This is a genomic window from Streptomyces sp. WAC03905, assembly GCF_057371075.1.
Genome location: NZ_JBXYDZ010000003.1, coordinates 1,654,167 through 1,669,631 on the forward strand (window position 1 = coordinate 1,654,167; position 15,465 = coordinate 1,669,631).

The 15,465-nt window shown below is 73.9% G+C and carries 16 protein-coding genes and 1 pseudogene; 2 read left to right on the plus strand and 15 right to left on the minus strand.

Features of this window, described 5'->3' with window-relative positions; all coding sequences use genetic code 11:
- The first annotated feature begins 132 nt into the window (after positions 1-132).
- Positions 133-351: a DUF6243 family protein gene (locus AC2RP6_RS10160; protein ID WP_486445921.1), complete on the plus strand. Its 219-nt coding sequence runs from the start codon at positions 133-135 to the stop codon at positions 349-351.
- A 63-nt stretch (positions 352-414) separates the two neighbouring features.
- On the opposite strand, the gene AC2RP6_RS10165 is transcribed toward AC2RP6_RS10160, so the two are convergent.
- Positions 415-1,380 (minus strand): TIGR03557 family F420-dependent LLM class oxidoreductase, encoded by a 966-nt coding sequence (locus AC2RP6_RS10165; RefSeq protein WP_486445922.1) that lies wholly within the window; start codon positions 1,378-1,380, stop codon positions 415-417.
- 100 nt (positions 1,381-1,480) lie between these two features.
- Between AC2RP6_RS10165 and AC2RP6_RS10170 the strand changes: the two genes are divergently transcribed.
- Positions 1,481-2,101: a hypothetical protein gene (locus tag AC2RP6_RS10170; protein ID WP_486445923.1), complete on the plus strand. Its 621-nt coding sequence runs from the start codon at positions 1,481-1,483 to the stop codon at positions 2,099-2,101.
- 100 nt (positions 2,102-2,201) lie between these two features.
- Here AC2RP6_RS10170 and ku read toward each other — a convergent pair whose 3' ends face one another.
- From ku to AC2RP6_RS10240, 14 genes and pseudogenes are all read right to left on the minus strand, one after another.
- On the minus strand, positions 2,202-3,146 hold the full coding sequence (gene ku / locus AC2RP6_RS10175) for a non-homologous end joining protein Ku (RefSeq protein ID WP_486445924.1): 945 nt from the start codon (positions 3,144-3,146) through the stop codon (positions 2,202-2,204).
- A 79-nt stretch (positions 3,147-3,225) separates the two neighbouring features.
- Positions 3,226-4,215 carry a hydrogenase expression/formation protein HypE gene (hypE, locus tag AC2RP6_RS10180; RefSeq protein ID WP_486450280.1) on the minus strand — a complete coding sequence of 330 codons (990 nt, stop codon included), beginning with the start codon at positions 4,213-4,215 and terminating at the stop codon, positions 3,226-3,228.
- Between the two features lie 76 nt (positions 4,216-4,291).
- The gene (gene hypD, locus AC2RP6_RS10185; protein ID WP_486445925.1) at positions 4,292-5,434 is read right to left on the minus strand and encodes a hydrogenase formation protein HypD; all 1,143 of its coding nucleotides are present in this window, start codon (positions 5,432-5,434) and stop codon (positions 4,292-4,294) included.
- Positions 5,435-5,586: 152 nt separating this feature from the next.
- A pseudogene (locus AC2RP6_RS10190) lies at positions 5,587-5,865 on the minus strand (HypC/HybG/HupF family hydrogenase formation chaperone); the annotation flags it as partial.
- Positions 5,834-8,251 carry a carbamoyltransferase HypF gene (gene hypF, locus AC2RP6_RS10195; protein WP_486445926.1) on the minus strand — a complete coding sequence of 806 codons (2,418 nt, stop codon included), beginning with the start codon at positions 8,249-8,251 and terminating at the stop codon, positions 5,834-5,836. The pseudogene AC2RP6_RS10190 and the gene hypF, both read right to left, overlap by 32 nt.
- Complete coding sequence (gene hypB, locus AC2RP6_RS10200) at positions 8,251-9,159, minus strand: hydrogenase nickel incorporation protein HypB (protein WP_486445927.1); 909 nt, start codon at positions 9,157-9,159, stop codon at positions 8,251-8,253. The genes hypF and hypB overlap by 1 nt, the downstream gene beginning before the upstream one ends.
- 3 nt (positions 9,160-9,162) lie before the next feature.
- Positions 9,163-9,558 carry a hydrogenase maturation nickel metallochaperone HypA/HybF gene (locus AC2RP6_RS10205; RefSeq protein WP_486445928.1) on the minus strand — a complete coding sequence of 132 codons (396 nt, stop codon included), beginning with the start codon at positions 9,556-9,558 and terminating at the stop codon, positions 9,163-9,165.
- A 115-nt stretch (positions 9,559-9,673) separates the two neighbouring features.
- A complete protein-coding gene (locus tag AC2RP6_RS10210) occupies positions 9,674-9,778 on the minus strand; it encodes a DUF6893 family small protein (RefSeq protein WP_486445929.1) in 105 nt (34 codons plus the stop codon).
- 10 nt (positions 9,779-9,788) lie between these two features.
- Positions 9,789-10,343, minus strand: coding sequence for a hydrogenase maturation protease (locus AC2RP6_RS10215; protein ID WP_486445930.1), 555 nt, complete (start codon positions 10,341-10,343; stop codon positions 9,789-9,791).
- On the minus strand, positions 10,340-11,797 hold the full coding sequence (locus AC2RP6_RS10220) for a hypothetical protein (protein WP_486445931.1): 1,458 nt from the start codon (positions 11,795-11,797) through the stop codon (positions 10,340-10,342). Before AC2RP6_RS10220 ends, AC2RP6_RS10215 begins: the two co-directional genes overlap by 4 nt.
- Complete coding sequence (locus tag AC2RP6_RS10225) at positions 11,794-12,495, minus strand: DUF6084 family protein (RefSeq protein WP_486445932.1); 702 nt, start codon at positions 12,493-12,495, stop codon at positions 11,794-11,796. The genes AC2RP6_RS10220 and AC2RP6_RS10225 overlap by 4 nt, the downstream gene beginning before the upstream one ends.
- Positions 12,492-13,142: a DUF5947 family protein gene (locus AC2RP6_RS10230; protein ID WP_486445933.1), complete on the minus strand. Its 651-nt coding sequence runs from the start codon at positions 13,140-13,142 to the stop codon at positions 12,492-12,494. Before AC2RP6_RS10230 ends, AC2RP6_RS10225 begins: the two co-directional genes overlap by 4 nt.
- On the minus strand, positions 13,139-13,666 hold the full coding sequence (locus AC2RP6_RS10235) for a hypothetical protein (RefSeq protein WP_486445934.1): 528 nt from the start codon (positions 13,664-13,666) through the stop codon (positions 13,139-13,141). Before AC2RP6_RS10235 ends, AC2RP6_RS10230 begins: the two co-directional genes overlap by 4 nt.
- The gene (locus AC2RP6_RS10240) at positions 13,663-15,447 is read right to left on the minus strand and encodes a nickel-dependent hydrogenase large subunit (RefSeq protein ID WP_486445935.1); all 1,785 of its coding nucleotides are present in this window, start codon (positions 15,445-15,447) and stop codon (positions 13,663-13,665) included. The genes AC2RP6_RS10235 and AC2RP6_RS10240 overlap by 4 nt, the downstream gene beginning before the upstream one ends.
- Positions 15,448-15,465 lie beyond the last annotated feature (18 nt).

Genomic DNA, 15,465 nt, shown 5'->3' on the forward strand with positions numbered 1-15,465 from the left:
GGTGGCGGTGGGAGCGGGTACCGTCTTGCACGAGTGAGAGTGTGACGGCCCCCGCTGACCTCCTTCGACGTCGCCGCGCCGTCCCCCACCGCTGCATCCTCGGACCACCGCACATCACCACCGGGAGAACCCGTGACCGACAGCAAGAACATCAACAATCCCGTGGGGCAGGGTGGCGGGCAGCGCAAGAGGCTGTCGCGCGCCGAGCGGCAGAACAACGGACCGCACCGCAACCTCGACCGCAAGGGTGCGGCCGACCAGAAGGCCGAGCTGGTGCGCAAGATGCGGGAGAAGGCACGCGCGGCGGCCGAGGCAGCGGCGCAGGCGAACGACGACACCGCCCAGGACTGAGCGGCACCGCCCCTTCACGGCGCCGAGCCCTCCCGAGAAGCCCCACCGGGCGAAGGACCGGGGTCAGAGGGAGCGGAGGGCAGGGAGGAGGGTGGTGCGGGCCCAGGTGAGGAAGGGCTGCTGGTGGCCGCCGCCGATCTGGATCAGGGCGACCTCGGTGAAGCCGGCGTCCGCGTAGCGGCGGACGGCCTCGGTGACGGCGGCCACGTCGTCGCCGCACGGGACGTTCCGCGTGACGTCCTCGGCGCGGACGTGCCGGGTCGCCTCGGCGAAGGAGGCCTCGTTGGGGAGTTCGGCGTTGACGTGCCAGCCGCCCAGGGCCCAGCGGAACTGGTCGTGGGCCCGGCGTACCGCGGCTTCGCGGTCGGGGTCGTAGCTGATCGGCAGCTGCCCGACGCACGGCTTGCCGGTGCCGCCGTGCTCGCCGAAGGCGGTCACCAGGTCACGCTCGGGGGCGACCGCGACGAGGGCGTCGCCGAGGCGTCCGGCCAGTGCGCAGGACGCTGGGCCCGAGGCGGCGATGCCGATCGGCGGCGGCACGTCGGGCAGGTCCCACAGCTTGGCGTCCTCGACGTCGAAGTGGGTGCCGTGGTGGTGGACGCGGTCGCCGTCGAGGAGGGCACGGATGATGCCCACCGCCTCTTCGAGCCGTTCCAGGCGTACCGGGGCCGTGGGCCAGCCGGGACCGACGACGTGCTCGTTGAGGTTCTCGCCGGAGCCGAGCCCCAGCCGGAACCGGCCCTGCGACAGGAGCTGCATCGTGGCGGCCTTCTGCGCGACCACCGCGGGGTGGTAGCGGAACGTCGGGCACGTCACGTACGTCATCAGCGGGATCCGGGTGGTGGCCTGCGCGGCGGCGCCCAGCACGCTCCAGGCGTAGGGCGCGTGGCCCTGGGAGTCCAGCCAGGGGAAGTAGTGGTCCGAGACGACGGAGAAGCCGAAGCCCGCCCGCTCCGCCGCGACCACGTGGTCCACCAGCTCGCGGGGGCCCGCCTGCTCGGTCATCATCGTGTATCCGATGCGCACCATGTCCCGGCGCCTAACCGCTGCCGTCGCGCCGAAACCTGCCGGGCAGGCATGCGGCGGGCCGGTCCGGGGGAGCCGCAGCGTAGGAAGGCGGTGAGCGGCCATGGCGCACGTGAGCGTGGAGGGCTCGGAGGTCGTCGTGCGGCTGGGGTTGCGCGAGGGCCTGGCCGCGCGTCGCCGGCAGGTACGCGTCCCCGTGTCGGCGCTGCGGGAGGTCCGCGTCGAGAGGAGCTGGTGGCGCGTGCTGCGAGGCCGGGCCGGTCACGGCACGTGGTCGCCGGGACGGTGCTCGGGGGTGCGCAGCAGGCCCGACGGCGAGGACTTCGTCGCGGTGAAGGCCGAGAGCACCGTGCTCTGCCTGGAGCTGGCAGCCGGTGCTCCCTACCGCCGGGTGGCGGTCTCCGTCCCCGATCCGGAGCGGGCCGAGCGGGCGGTGCGCGCGGCGATGCCCGCGCCGCCCGAGGACGACCCGCCGGAGCCCGCCGAGCCGCCGCGGCACCGGCGGCCGCTCCAGCACGAGGGCGGCACGGCCGACGACCACGGCCGGCCACCGGGGACGGCCTCCCGGATCGGCACGCCACCGGACCGCGGGCGGGTGGAGGAGGCCGACGCCGACCGGGTGCGGCGTGAGCACGTCGTCCCCCGTACGGAGGACCTGGCCGACCCGGGCGGCCGGGGCGACCCCGCCGACCCGGGCGGACCGGGCGGACCGGGCGGGCCCTGACCCGACGGACCGGGTGGACCGGGCGCGTCCCGGGCGGACCCGGCCACCACGGGAGCTGCGCGCGGACCCGGCCACCACGGGAGCTGCGCGGAGGCAGGGGTCACGCCGCCCTGGTGGCGGTGGTGAGGGCCTCGGCCAGTTCGGCGCGGGTCATGGTGGAACGGCCGGGGACACCGGCGGCCGTCGCCCGCTCGTACAGCTCGGCCTTCGTCAGCGCGTCCAGGGACTCCTCCCCCGGCGGCGCCGCCGTGCGCCGGCCGCCGCCGCGGGCCCGCTCGACGCTCGCGCGCAGGGCCTCCGTGAGGTCGACGACGTTCGTGGCCTCGGCCGCGGGCTCGGCCTTCTCGACGGTCTCCCCCGCGCCCTTGGCCTTGATGAGGGCGGACACCTTGTCCTGGTAGGTGTCGCGGAAGTCCTCGGGTTCCCAGCGCATGCCGAGGGCCGAGATCAGCTGCTCGGCCATCTTCATCTCCCGCGCCCCGGCCCTCGTACCGGACGGGGCCGGCAGGTCGGGGACCTCCTCGCGGGGGTCCCGGATCTCGTCGGCCCAGTGCAGGGTGTGCAGGGTCAGGATCCCGTCCTCCGCCTTCAGGGCGACGAGGTACTCGCGGCCGCGCATGACGAACGTGGCGACGCCGGCCCGTTCCGCCTTCGCGAGGGCCTTCTCCAGCAGGGCGTAGACCTTGGTGTACTCCTTGCCCTTCGGGCCGACGTAGTAGGTGCGGTCGAAGAAGATCGGGTCGATCTCGGCCAGGTCCACGAAGCCGCTGATCTCCAGGGTCCTGGAACGGCCGGGGGCGATGTCGTCCAGCTCGGCCGGTTCGACCAGGACGTACTCCTCGCCGGTGTCGTAGCCCTTGACGACGTCGTCGAGGGCGACCTCCTCGCCGGTGCGTTCGTTGACCCGCCGGTTGCGGATCCGGTCGGAGGTGCCGCGCTGGAGCTGGTGGAAGTGGAGGGTGTGGCTGTCCGTCGCGGTGTAGACGCCGATGGGAACGCTCACCAGCCCGAAGCTCAGTACGCCCGTCCAGACCGGTCTGGCCATGCTGATCACCGCCTCGGCGCGCCTGGTCCCCCGTCGCCCCGGGCGTCTGCCCGCACGGCCGGGGCGGAAACGGCCGCGGTCAGCAGATGCGCGGCAGCTGCTCGCCGATCGGCAGGTCCACGACGCGGGTGCCCCCGAGGGCCGTACGGGCGACCACCAGGCCCGGGTGGGCCTCCACGGCCTCGCCGATGACGGCCGCGCCGCGGCCCAGCGGGTGGGCGCGCATCGCGTCCAGGACCGCGTCCGCGTGCTCGCGCGGCACGAACGCGACCAGCTTGCCCTCGTTCGCGACGTACAGCGGGTCGAGGCCGAGGATCGCGCAGGCGTTGGCGACGGCCGCGGGGACCGGGACGCTGCGCTCCTGGATGACGACACCGGTGCCGGAAGCGACCGCGATCTCGTTCAAGGACGCGGCGAGGCCGCCCCGGGTGGGGTCGCGCAGGACGTGCAGGTCGGGGGTGACGGCGAGCATGCTCTGCACGAGGCCACCGAGGGCCGCGCAGTCGCTCTCGACGTCCACGCCGAATTCGAGGCCCTCGCGGACACTCATGATCGCCACTCCGTGGAGTCCGATCCCGCCGCTGACGATCACGACGTCGCCGGGCACGACCCGCTGGGGGCGCAGGTCCACGCCCTCGGGGATGATCCCGATGCCGGCGGTGTTGATGTACACGCCGTCGCCGTGGCCCGCCTCGACCACCTTGGTGTCGCCGGTCGCGATCTCCACGCCCGCCGCCCGCGCTGCGGCGCCCATGGTCTCGGCGACCCGCGCCACCACGGACATCTCGACGCCTTCCTCCAGGATGAAGCCGCAGGACAGGTACGCGGCGCGGGCTCCGCTCATGGCCAGGTCGTTCACGGTGCCGTTGACCGCGAGGTCCCCGATGCCGCCGCCCGGGAAGAACAGCGGGCGCACCACGTAGGAGTCGGTGGAGAACGCCAGCCGGACGCCGCCGAGAGAGACGGCCGCCGAGTCCCCCAGCTGGGCCAGCACGTCTCCGCCGAAGGCGGGGGCGAACAGGTGCTCGACCAGCTCGGCGGAGAGTGCGCCTCCGCCGCCGTGGCCCATCACCACGCGCGGACGGTCGCGCAGCGGCGCCGGGCAGGTCCAGCCCGTGATGTCGAGGGTGGGGGTGGTACCGGCTTCAGACAACGGGGCTCGCCTCCTGCGGGGTGGTCGCGGCGGCCGGCACGGTCTTCAGTTCCAGCCGCCGGTAGAGGTAGTACGCGGCGCAGGCGCCCTCGCTGGAGACCATGGTGGCGCCGAGCGGGCTGCGCGGGGTGCACAGGGTGCCGAAGGCCTCGCACTCGTGCGGTTTCAGCAGCCCCTGGAGCACCTCGCCGCTCCGGCACTCCGCGGGCTCGCGGGTGTTGATGCCGCTGACCGAGAACCGGTGTTCGGCGTCGAAGTCGCGGTAGCGCGACGACAGCCGCCATCCGCTGTCCGGGATGACGCCGATGCCGCGCCAGGCCCGGTCGGTGACCTCGAAGACGTCCTCCAGCATGGCGAGCGCCGCCGGGTTGCCCTCCGGGCGGACGGCGCGCGCGTAGGCGTTGTCGACGGTGTGCTCGCCGCGTTCCAGCTGGCGCACGGCCCGGCGTACGCCCTCCAGGATGTCCAGCGGCTCGAATCCGGTGACGACGATGGGGACGCGGTGGCGCGCGGCCAGCTCGGGGTACTCGCCCACCCCCATCACGCTGCACACGTGTCCGGCGGCGAGGAAGCCCTGGACGCGGCAGCTCGGCGACCGCATGATCGCCTCGATGGCCGGGGGCACCCGGACGTGGGAGACCAGCAGGCTGAAGTTGCGGATGCCGAGCTTCTTCGCCTGGTGGACCGTCATGGCGTTGGGCGGTGCGGTGGTCTCGAAGCCGATGCCGAAGAACACCACCTGGCGCCGCGGGTTCTCCCGGGCGATGCGCAGGGCGTCGAGCGGGGAGTAGACGACGCGCACGTCGCCGCCCTCGCTGCGGACCTGGAACAGGTCCCGGCCGGTGCCGGGCACGCGGAGCATGTCCCCGAAGGAGCAGAAGATCACGTCGGGGCGGGAGGCGATCTCCAGGGCCTTGTCGATGACCTCCAGCGGGGTGACGCACACGGGGCAGCCCGGCCCGTGGATCAGTTCGACCTGTTCGGGCAGGAGCTGGTCGATGCCGTGCCGGATGATGGTGTGGGTCTGGCCGCCGCAGACCTCCATCAGCGCCCAGGGGCGGGTGACGGTGGCGTGGATGTCGTCGAGCAGCCGGCGCGCGAGGGCGGGGTCCTGGAACTCTTCGATGTACTTCACTGCCGGCCTTCCTGGGCTGTCCGTGCCACCTGCGCTGTCGGGGCTTCCTGCGCCGACGGGGCTTCCTGTGCCGTCCGGGCTTGCGGGGGTGCGGCGGCTTCGCCCGCGAACGGCCCTCCGGCGTAGGGCCCGTCGGCGAACGGCCAGGGCGCGTCGGAGCCGGCCTGGGCCGCGGCCTGCTCCCACGGGTCGCCGAACTCCTCCTGGAGCATGCCGAGTTCCTCGAAGAGCGCGAGGGTCTGGCGGGCCGACTCCTCGTCGAGGCGCTGGAGGGCGAACCCGACGTGGACGATGGCGTACTCGCCGACCTGGAGGTCCGGCAGGTACTCCAGGCACACCTCCTTCTGGACGCCGCCGAAGTCGACGGTAGCCATGCGGGTGCCGTCCTTCTCCCCGATGTCAAGCACTCTGCCGGGTACCGCCAGGCACATGGGCTTCTCCTTGCTGTGGGTGGTGCTCGGTGGTGGCGGCCGCCGCCACCATGAGCTGGCCGAGGGACAGCCCACCGTCGTTCGGGGGGACCCGTCCGTGCCGCAGGACGGTGAACCCGGACGCCCGCAGGGTGCGGGCGCACGCCGACGACAGCAGGGTGTTGGCGAAGACGCCGCCGGTCAGCGCGACGGTGTCCAGGCCGTGCCGCTCGCGGGCGAGTCCGCAGAGCTCGACGACGAGGGCCGTCACGGCGGTGTGGAAGCCGGCGGCGATCAGCCCCCGGCCGGTGCCCGCACGGACGTCGGCGACGACGGCGGCGAGCAGCGGCGCCGGATCGGCGACGACCGGTACGGGGGCGGCCGGTCCGGCGGCGGGGAGCGGCGGGACGCGCAGGCCGAAGGCGTAGTCGGGTCCGGTGCCGCCGGCGCCGAGGGCGGCCGCCTCCAGTTCGATCGCGGCCTGCGCCTCGTAGCCGGCGTGGTGGCAGACGCCCGCCAGTGAGGACACGGCGTCGAAGAGGCGCCCCATGCTGGAGGTCGGTACGCAGTTCAGGCCGCGTTCCATCTGGCGTTCCAGTACGTGCAGTTCATCGGCCGGGCAGGCGCTGACGCAGGGCAGGTCCGGGCTCCGGTCCAGGCCGGCCGCCCGCAGATGGGCCAGGGCCATCCGGTACGGGCGGTGCACGGCGGCGTCGCCGCCGGGCAGCGGCACGTAGCCGAGGTGGGCGAACCGGGTGTATCCGGCGTAGTCGGCGAGGAGGACCTCGCCGCCCCACACCGCACCGTCGTCCCCGTAGCCGGTGCCGTCGAAGGCGACGCCGATCACCGGGCGTTCGCCGTCCAGGCCGTGTTCCGCCAGGGCGGAGGCGATGTGCGCGTGGTGGTGCTGGACGCGGACGAGCGGACGCGATCCGGCGGTGCGCCGCGCCCAGTGGGCGGAGCGGTAGCCGGGGTGCCGGTCCGCCGCAAGGAGTGCGGGGCTGACGCCGGTGATGGACTCCAGCTGGCGCTCGGCGCGTTCGAGGGCGTACTGGGTGGCGAGGTCGTCCATGTCGCCGATGTGGGCGGACAGCCAGGCCCGGCGGCCCTCGCCGAGGCAGAAGGTGTTCTTCAGGTCGCCGCCCGCGGCGAGGGTCGCCGGGACCGGCACGGGCAGCGTCACGGGCAGCGGGGCGTATCCGCGGGCGCGGCGTACGGTCAGCGTCTCGCCGTCGCAGACCCGCACCACGGAGTCGTCGCAGGGCACGTGGATGGGGCGGTCGTGGGTGAGCCAGGCGTCGGCGAGGCCGGCGAGGCGCTCCAGGGCCTCGTCGTCGTCGGTGACGATGGGCTCCCCCGCGAGGTTGCCGCTGGTCATGACGAGCAGGCGGGGACCGGGCGGATCCCCCGGCAGCCCGAGGAGCAGGTGATGGACGGGGGTGTACGGGAGCATCACACCGAGGTCGGGACAGCGCGGGGCCACGGCGTCGGCGAGTACGGCTCCGGACGCCCGGCCGGGGTCCGCCGCGTCGCAGCGGCGCAGCAGCACGATGGGCCGTACCCCGCCCAGCAGCAGGGCGCGTTCCTCGGGGCCGATGTGCGCGAGCCGCTCGGCGTCGTCGATGCCGCGGGCCATCAGGGCGAAGGGCTTGTCGCCGCGGGCCTTGCGGCGGCGCAGCTCTGCCACGGCGCCGGCGTGGGTGGCGTCGCAGGCGAGGTGGTAGCCGCCGAGGCCCTTGACGGCGAGGATCGCCCCGGCCGCCAGGAGCCGGCGGGCCCCGGCGATCGGGTCGGCGGCGTCGTCCGGGGTCTCGCGGGGCGGCCGACCGGTGAGCAGGGCCAGTCGGGGGCCGCAGGCCGGGCAGGCGACCGGTTGCGCGTGGAAGCGGCGGTCGGTGGGGTCGGCGTATTCGCGGGCGCAGTCGGGGCACAGGGGGAAGCCCGCCATGGTCGTGTGCGCGCGGTCGTACGGCAGCCCGGTGACGATGGTGAACCGGGGCCCGCAGTGGGTGCAGGTGATGAACGGGTGCCGGTGGCGCCGGTCGGCCGGGTCGGCGAGTTCGGCGAGGCAGTCGGCGCAGGTGGCGACGTCCGGGGAGACGAGCGTCCGGGCGGGGCCGCCGCTGCGGGAGGCGACGATCGTGAATCCGGTGCCGCCCGCGGCGGGGACCTCGTGGTGGTCGACGGCGTCCACGACGGCGAGCGGCGGCGCATCCGCCGCCAGGTGCTCGCAGAACCGCGAGACGGCGGCGGGGGCGCCCTCGACCTCGGCGACGACGCCCTCGGGGGTGTTGGTGACGTGCCCGGCGAGGCCGAGTCCGGTGGCGCGCGTGTAGAGGTAGGGGCGGAAGCCGACGCCCTGGACCACGCCGCGGACGGTGACCCGGCGGCGCTGCACCGGTTCCATCAGCGGGTCTGCGCGGCGGGCTCGTGGTCGTGCCCGGCGCCGTGGGCGGGAGCGGGGGCGGCGGGGTGGGTGTGGCCGGGCCCGTGGTGGTGGTGATGGTGGTGGTCGGATCCGTGATCGGGACCGTGCCCGTGCAGGTGGCCGTGGCCGTGTCCGGGCTGGCCGTGCGCGGGGCCGGTCAGGTGTCCGGTCAGGTGTCCCTCGTCGTGGCCGGCCGCCTGCTGCCGGGCCATCACCGGGATGTGCGTCGCCGTTCCCGCCGCGGCGGCCAGCGCACGGTCCAGCAGGAGCCCCAGGCCCTCGCCCCCGCGGGCCGAGGTCATGACGATCTCGACGCCGGGGTTGACCCGTTCGACGTTGGCGCGGAAGGCGGGCTCGTCGAATGCGACGGCCCGCGCGATGTCGGTCTTGGTGACGACCACCAGCTGGGCCAGTCCGAAGGCGGTCGGGTACTTCAGCGGCTTGTCCTCGCCCTCGGTGACCGAGGCGAGCACCACCCGCAGCGACTCCCCCAGGTCGTAGCCGGCCGGGCAGACCAGGTTGCCCACGTTCTCCACGAACAGCAGCCGGGTGTCCCCGGGGAGCCAGCCGTCCAGGTGCCGGCCGAGCATGTCGGCCTCCAGGTGGCACAGCCCGTCCGTGAGCACCTGCTTGACGGGGGCGCCCGAACGGGCCAGCCGCAGCGCGTCGTTCTCGGTGGCAAGGTCCGCGGTGAGCGCGGCGACCGGTACGGATCGTTCGCGCGCCAGGAGCAGTTCGCGCTCCAGGAGCGCCGTCTTCCCGCTCCCGGGGCTGGAGAGCAGATTGACCACCGTCGTTCCGCGGGCGGTGAGTTCGTCGCGCAGGGCCTGGGCGGCGCCGTCGTTCTTGGCGAGTACCGCCTGCCGCAGATCGACCTCTCGGCACATGGTTCAGGCCTCCTCGGGAATCGGTTCGCGGGTACGGGCGCCTGCGGGGCCGTCCTCCCAGCGGACGCTGAGGATCTCCAGCTCGCGACCCGACAGCAGTTCCACGTCCGTGGCCCGGCCGCAGCCGGGGCAGCACAGCTCGGGGGGCATCCCGACGGCCCACGTACCGGTACAGGCCCCGCAGCGGGCGCGGGCGGCCACGGACTCGGTGACGAGTTCCGCGCCGTCGAGGACGGTGCCGGCGCAGGCCAGTTCGAAGCAGAAGGCCAGCGCGTCGGGCACCACGCCCGCCAGCTCGCCCACGTGGAGGCGTACGGACGTGACGGCGTGCGCGCCGGCCGCCCTCGCGGCTTCTTCCACCTGGCCCACGACGGCCATGGCGATCGACATCTCGTGCATCGGGCTCCGTCCTGCCGGGGCTCATTACACCGGCGGGACGGAGGTGCGGCGGTCGGGCACGCCGGTGCGCCGCACCCCCCGTACGCCGTTCGGCGGGGGGCGTGCGGCGGCGGGCTCACATCCGGCGCATGCGCAGGTAGCGCCGGACGTCGGGGAAGACCTGCAGCGCGACGGCGGCGAGGGCGGCGAGGGCGACCCCGCTGATGACGGCCTTCTTCATGGGGTTCTCCTCAGGTGTCTGCGGGGTGCGCCAGTTCTCTGCGGGGTGCGCCGGCGTCGCCGGGGGCCGGGGGGTCGAGCAGCTCCAGGGCCATGCGGACGGCCTCGGGCACGGCGGCGGCGACGGGGGCGCTCAGTCCGATCCCCTCCTCGACGCGGGCGGGTTCGCAGCCGAGGACCAGCGTGCGCCGCGGCGGCGTGGCGCCGGTCCCGGCGCACAGGGCGTCCAGGAGCGCGAGGACCGTGTCGGGTGACATGTGGTGGCCGTCGAGGACGGGCCCTTCGCCGGGGCCGGCGGCGGGAATGGGCCGGGCGGCCTCCGACTCCGCCTCGATGAGGTAGAGCGTGCCGGGGGCGCCGCCGCGGGCCGTGGCGTCGACCAGCACGAGCGTGTCGTAGCCGTCGAGGAGCTGGTAGGCGAGGTGGACCCCGCGCACGCCGAAGTCCACCACCTCGACCCCGTCGGGCAGCGGGTGCGCGGACAGGGCCCGTACGGTCTCCACGCCGAAGCCGTCGTCGCCGAGGAAGACGTTGCCGATGCCCGCGATCAGGACCCTGGGGTTCACGCGCCCTCCAGCGGGGTGACCTCGTCGGGCTGGAAGTAGAGGAAGCGGCCCTGTTCCCGGCGGATGTCCGCACCGGGGTCGTCGTCCACGGTGACGGCGAGGTGCACTCCCCCGTCGACGTCGTGGAGCACCGCTTCGACCAGGGCGGTGCGGCCGTGGAGGAAGAGGTCCTGGGCGTCGGTGCGGCGCGGTCCGGGGCGGAGCAGGACGCGGCTGCCCGGGCCGACCGGGGCGCCGTCGACGGTGATCCGGTCACGGGCGGCCGGGTCGGCGGAGCCGGCGCCGGCCGGGTCCCACCAGGGGGTGTCCGGCCTGAACACCGCTTCCCCGTCGGGGATCTCGCCGATCTGCTCCGGCCCGTCCGGGCCGGTGACCTCGCGCAGGGAGCGTACGGCGCCGTGCAGGCGCTCCAGCACCTCCGGGGGCAGGGAGTCCGCGAGGTCGATGACGGCCGCCGCGCGGGCGTCGGTGCCGCGCGCCTCGCGCTTCTCCCGGTCGGTCAGGGCCGCCGTGCGCAGGGCGAGGATCTCGTCGATTTCTGTGGCGTCGTACATGGCGCCCGCGCTCTCGGGGGCGATGGCCGGGTGGTCCTCCAGGATGATCGGGGAGGACAGGACCACGTCGGCGCGGCCGTCCTCGCCGGCGAGCACCGGCCAGGTGTGGCGGTTCTCGCAGGCGGTGACGGCCTCGCGGGCCCACTCGGGCGGGTCGGTCATGGACAGGAAGGAGCCGGAGTCCAGGCCCAGCAGGAGGTGGGCGGCGACCAGCGAGCGGGGCAGGGCCGCCTCCCGATCAGCGGCTCCGGTGCCGGTGCCGGACCCGGCGGCCGGGGTCCACGGGCTGGTGTTCTCCACGACGACCGTGAGCCGGAACACCCGGTAGGCGCCGTCGAGTTCCACGGCGCGCAGCCGCAGTACCCCTTCGATCCCCTCGGTGCGGCGGACCAGCCGGCCCGCCGTCCGCCCGTCGGCGCCGCGCACGGTCTCGATGGCGTCGCGGGCCGGCCGGGTGAAGGGCACGGCAACGCCCTCGCCGGTCAACTCGACGACCGGCACGCTCAGTTCGACGCGCTCCTCGGTCCCTTCGTCCCAGGGGACGAGGACCCGGTCGGCCAGGTGCAGCTCGTCGACGTCGGTGAAACCGCCGCCGTCGAGGGCCTGTTGGACCGTACGCCGCTGCGCGTGCAGGAAGCGCAGCTCCAGCGCGAGCGTCGCCTCGCCCTTCGGTTCCATCAGGACCTCGGTCCGCTGGAAGGCGTGCTCGCCGTGGGCGGGGCCCCACGCGGGGGGCACAAGGACCCCGAACTGCCAGCGCATGCGGTTCTTGGCCGCGGAGGCCCGGTACGGGTAGAGGACGTACCCCTCCAGCAGGACGGCGTCGGCCACCTGCCGGGCGGCGGCGAAGCACGGGTGCCCGGCGGCGGTCGTCGCCGTGGAGCCGTCGGTCGCGGTCACGGGGCCGTCCTCCCGGTGAGGCGCGGGCGCAGGGCGCTCGGGCGGGCGGCCCCGGGCGGGGGCGGCCCGGTGGGACCGGCCGCGTCCAGCAGGGCGCGTACGGTCGCCTCCCAGGAGGCGAGCGCATGGCGGGAGCGGTAGGCGAGCAGCTCGGCCATGGTGTCGCGGGGCAGCCGGAGCCAGCCGCAGCCGGGGAAGTGCTGCTCGACCATCTCGCGCCAGACGGCGACGGGCATCCGGTACGGGGCTTCGCGGTCCCAGGGCACCGGCTCGACCCGGAAGCCGCCGTCACCCGCGAAGGCGGTGCCGGAGAACAGCATCAGCAGGGGTGCTTCGCCGTCCTGGAGGGCTTCGAAGTAGCGGGTCGCGGCGATGTCCATGTCGTAGGTGCAGGGCACGACCAGGTCGGTCTCGGTCTCCCCGGTGAAGCCGGGCACCATGACCGACACCTGGGCGAACTGCACGGGCTGGAGCGTGCTGCCCCAGCGGGAGCGTTCGCCGAACAGGTCCGCGAGGCCCTCCGCCTCGGCGGGGCCGTAGCCGCGCCGGGCCGGTTCGATGCGGATCTGGCAGCGCAGGGCGAGGGCGTGCACGCGGGTGTCCGGGTCGGCGGTGACGCGCAGCCGGAAGACGAGGGTGGGGCCGGCGGCGTAGGGGTCGGCGGTGACGCCGGTGCAGGAGAAGCCGAAGCCCGTCATGACCGGTCCTCCGCGGGTGCGACGGGCCGCGCCCGCCGTTCGACGTCGTCGAAGAAGGCACCGAGCGCGGCCCGTGCCTCGGCCCCTCCGTCGAAGCCCTGCCACAGCATCCGCATCCGGCCCACCAGTGCGTAGCAGGCGTCGATCGGAACCAGGTAGCAGCCGGAGCGGCTCTCCCAGCGGTGCACGAGCAGGGCCTCCGTGTCGGGTTCCAGCAGGGCGGCCAGCGGCCCGCCGTCGAGGACCTGCTGCCAGGTCTGCGGGTCCAGTTCGCTCTCGGTCGCCCCGGCCGGGCTGGGGTAGAGGGCGACCAGCCGGTCCAGGGCGGCGTTGCGGAAGAAGAAGGCGAGGCCGACGGGGATCTGGAGGCGTTCCCACAGCCCGTCGTCGAGCCGGTGCCCCGGGTCGCTCAGGTAGCGGTCGGGGACCGCCCGGTAGCGGCCGGTCCGGGTTCCGGGGCGGTCGAACAGCAGTGAGCAGGCGGTGCAGGCGCAGACCAGCGTCCGCTTCTCGGTCTCCACGAGGTGGCGGTGCCCGGCCGGCACCACCACCCCGCACAGCTCGCAGGTCTCGGGCCGGGGCGGACGCGGGCCGGCGAACCGGCGCAGCCCGCGCGGGCCCTGCGTACGGGTGGCGGGCCCGCTCACGACACCCGCGCCGGGCTGTGCGGCCGGGTGCCGATCTGCAGCAGCGCGGGCCCGGGGTCCGCGGCGGGCTCCATCTCCACGCCCGTCACTTCGGGGGCGAAGCAGACGAGGGTGTCCTCCAGTGTCCGCCGGGCGGTGTCCGCTCCGCCGGAGCCGCAGCCGCAGCCGGTGGGCGCGGCCGCGGGGCGCAGCCGCAGGACACCCGTGCTCTCGTCGAAACCGACCAGCTCCACCGGGTCGGGCGCCCCGGCCAGCGCGCGGGCGATCCGGGTGTGCACGTCCTCGGGATGCAGGCCGTGCAGGGAGAGCAGGCTCGCCACGAGCTCGTCGTCCGCGGCTGCCGCCAGCGGGCCGTCGCCGAGCAGGGCCGCGATCCGGGCGAGCCCGGCACCGTAGAACTCCATGAGCACCCGCACGAGTTCCTCGGCGGCCTCGCACGCCTCGCGGTCCCCGGTGGCGGCCAGCCGGTCGAGGACCTCCTCGACGCGGCGGCCCGCCTCCCGGGCGTCGACGGCCGCGCTCATCCGCCCAGTCCGCTCAGGCCGGTGGGGACGTGCATGGTCTTCACGGTCCTGCCGCCGCCGACGTACATGTGGACGCCGCACGGCAGGCAGGGGTCGAAGCTGCGCACGGCGCGCATGATGTCGATGCCCTTGAAGTTCTCCGGGGTGTTCTCCTCGAAGATGGGGGTGTTCTGCACGGCGTCCTCGTACGGTCCGGGTGTGCCGAAGGTGTCGCGGGTGCTGGCGTTCCACGGGGTCGGCGGGTAGGGGTGGTAGTTGGCGATCTTGCCGTCGCGGATGACCATGTGGTGGGAGAGGACGCCGCGCACGGCCTCGGTGAAGCCGACGCCGAGGCCCTCGTCCGGCACTTCGAACTTCTCCCAGGTCTGGGTGCGGCCGGCGCGGACCTCGGCGAGGCCCTTCTCGGCGCAGTGCAGGGCGATGGCGGCCGCGTACGCCTGGAAGTACGTGCGGGCGCGGTTGCGCTCCAGCGCGTTGCTCCACTTCGGGATCTTCCACTCGAAGCGGGTCTCGGGCTTGGTCATGGTGCGGGGCAGGTTGATGACGACGCTGTGCCCGGTGGCCTGGACGTAGCCGACGTCGACGAGGCCGGACAGGGCCGTGGACCACAGGCGGGCGATGGGGCCGCCGCCGGTGTCGAGGGCGAGGTGGTCCTTGCCGTCGAACCAGCGCGGGGACATCACCCAGCTGTACTTGTCGTCGAAGTCGCGCTTCTGCGGGGCCGGGATGGTGTGCTGGTTCCACGGGTGGCGCGGGTCGACGGGGTTGCCGAGCGGGTCGTGGGTGACGAACTGCTCCTTGCCCTCCCAGTCGTCGTAGTACGAGCTGCCGAGCAGGATGCGGATGCCGAGGTTGATCTCGGTGAGGTCGTTGGTGACGAGTTTGCCGTCCACGACGACACCCGGGGTGACGAACATCTTCCGTCCCCAGTCGGTCATGTTGGCGTAGGTGAAGTCGCAGTGCTCGGGGTCGTTGAGGGCGCCCCAGCAGCCGAGCAGCACCCGGCGGCGGCCGACCTCCTCGTAGCCGGGCAGGGCCTCGTAGAAGAAGTCGAAGAGGTCGTCGTGGAGCGGGACGACGCGCTTCATGAACTCGACGTACCGCATGAGGCGGCTCATGTAGTCCGTGAAGAGCTGGACGGAGGCGACGGTGCCGACACCGCCCGGGTAGAGCGTGGAGGGGTGCACGTGGCGCCCCTCCATCAGGCAGAACATCTCGCGCGTGTACCGGCTGACCTGGAGGGCTTCGCGGTAGAACTCGCCCTCGATGGGGTTGAGGGAGCGCATGATGTCGGCGATGGTGCGGTAGCCGTGGTCGCCGGCGTGGGGCGCCTCGGTGCGTTCGGCCAGTTCCAGGACGCCGGGGTTGGTCTCGCGGACCATCTTCTCGCAGTAGTCGACCCCGACCAGGTTCTCCTGGAAGATGTTGTGGTCGAACATGTACTCCGCGGACTCGCCCAGGTTGATGATCCACTCGCCGAGGTGCGGCGGCTTCACCCCGTAGGCCATGTTCTGCGCGTACACGGAGCACGTGGCGTGGTTGTCACCGCAGATCCCGCAGATGCGGCTGGTGATGAAGTGCGCGTCGCGGGGGTCCTTGCCGCGCATGAAGACGCTGTAGCCGCGGAAGACCGACGAGGTGCTGTAGCACTCCGCGACGCGCTTCTGCTTGAAGTCGATCTTCGTGTGGATGCCGAGACTGCCGACGATCCGGGTGATCGGATCCCAGGCCATCTCCACCAGGCCGCTGCCGTCGCCGGCCGCCTTCGTGTTCGGTGCCATCGTGTCTGCCGTGACCCT

Bases quoted from the DNA above. Each gene is read 5' to 3' on its own strand.
- AC2RP6_RS10240 (WP_486445935.1), bottom strand. From the start codon at position 15,447: ATGGCACCGAACACGAAGGCGGCCGGCGACGGCAGCGGCCTGGTGGAG.
- hypE (WP_486450280.1), bottom strand. From the start codon at position 4,215: ATGGGCCACGGCGGCGGAGGCGCACTCTCCGCCGAGCTGGTCGAGCAC.
- ku (WP_486445924.1), bottom strand. From the start codon at position 3,146: ATGGCCAGACCGGTCTGGACGGGCGTACTGAGCTTCGGGCTGGTGAGC.
- AC2RP6_RS10165 (WP_486445922.1), bottom strand. From the start codon at position 1,380: ATGGTGCGCATCGGATACACGATGATGACCGAGCAGGCGGGCCCCCGC.
- hypB (WP_486445927.1), bottom strand. From the start codon at position 9,159: ATGTGCCGAGAGGTCGATCTGCGGCAGGCGGTACTCGCCAAGAACGAC.
- AC2RP6_RS10210 (WP_486445929.1), bottom strand. From the start codon at position 9,778: ATGAAGAAGGCCGTCATCAGCGGGGTCGCCCTCGCCGCCCTCGCCGCC.
- hypF (WP_486445926.1), bottom strand. From the start codon at position 8,251: ATGGAACCGGTGCAGCGCCGCCGGGTCACCGTCCGCGGCGTGGTCCAG.
- AC2RP6_RS10170 (WP_486445923.1), top strand. From the start codon at position 1,481: ATGGCGCACGTGAGCGTGGAGGGCTCGGAGGTCGTCGTGCGGCTGGGG.
- AC2RP6_RS10225 (WP_486445932.1), bottom strand. From the start codon at position 12,495: ATGACGGGCTTCGGCTTCTCCTGCACCGGCGTCACCGCCGACCCCTAC.
- AC2RP6_RS10235 (WP_486445934.1), bottom strand. From the start codon at position 13,666: ATGAGCGCGGCCGTCGACGCCCGGGAGGCGGGCCGCCGCGTCGAGGAG.
- AC2RP6_RS10205 (WP_486445928.1), bottom strand. From the start codon at position 9,558: ATGCACGAGATGTCGATCGCCATGGCCGTCGTGGGCCAGGTGGAAGAA.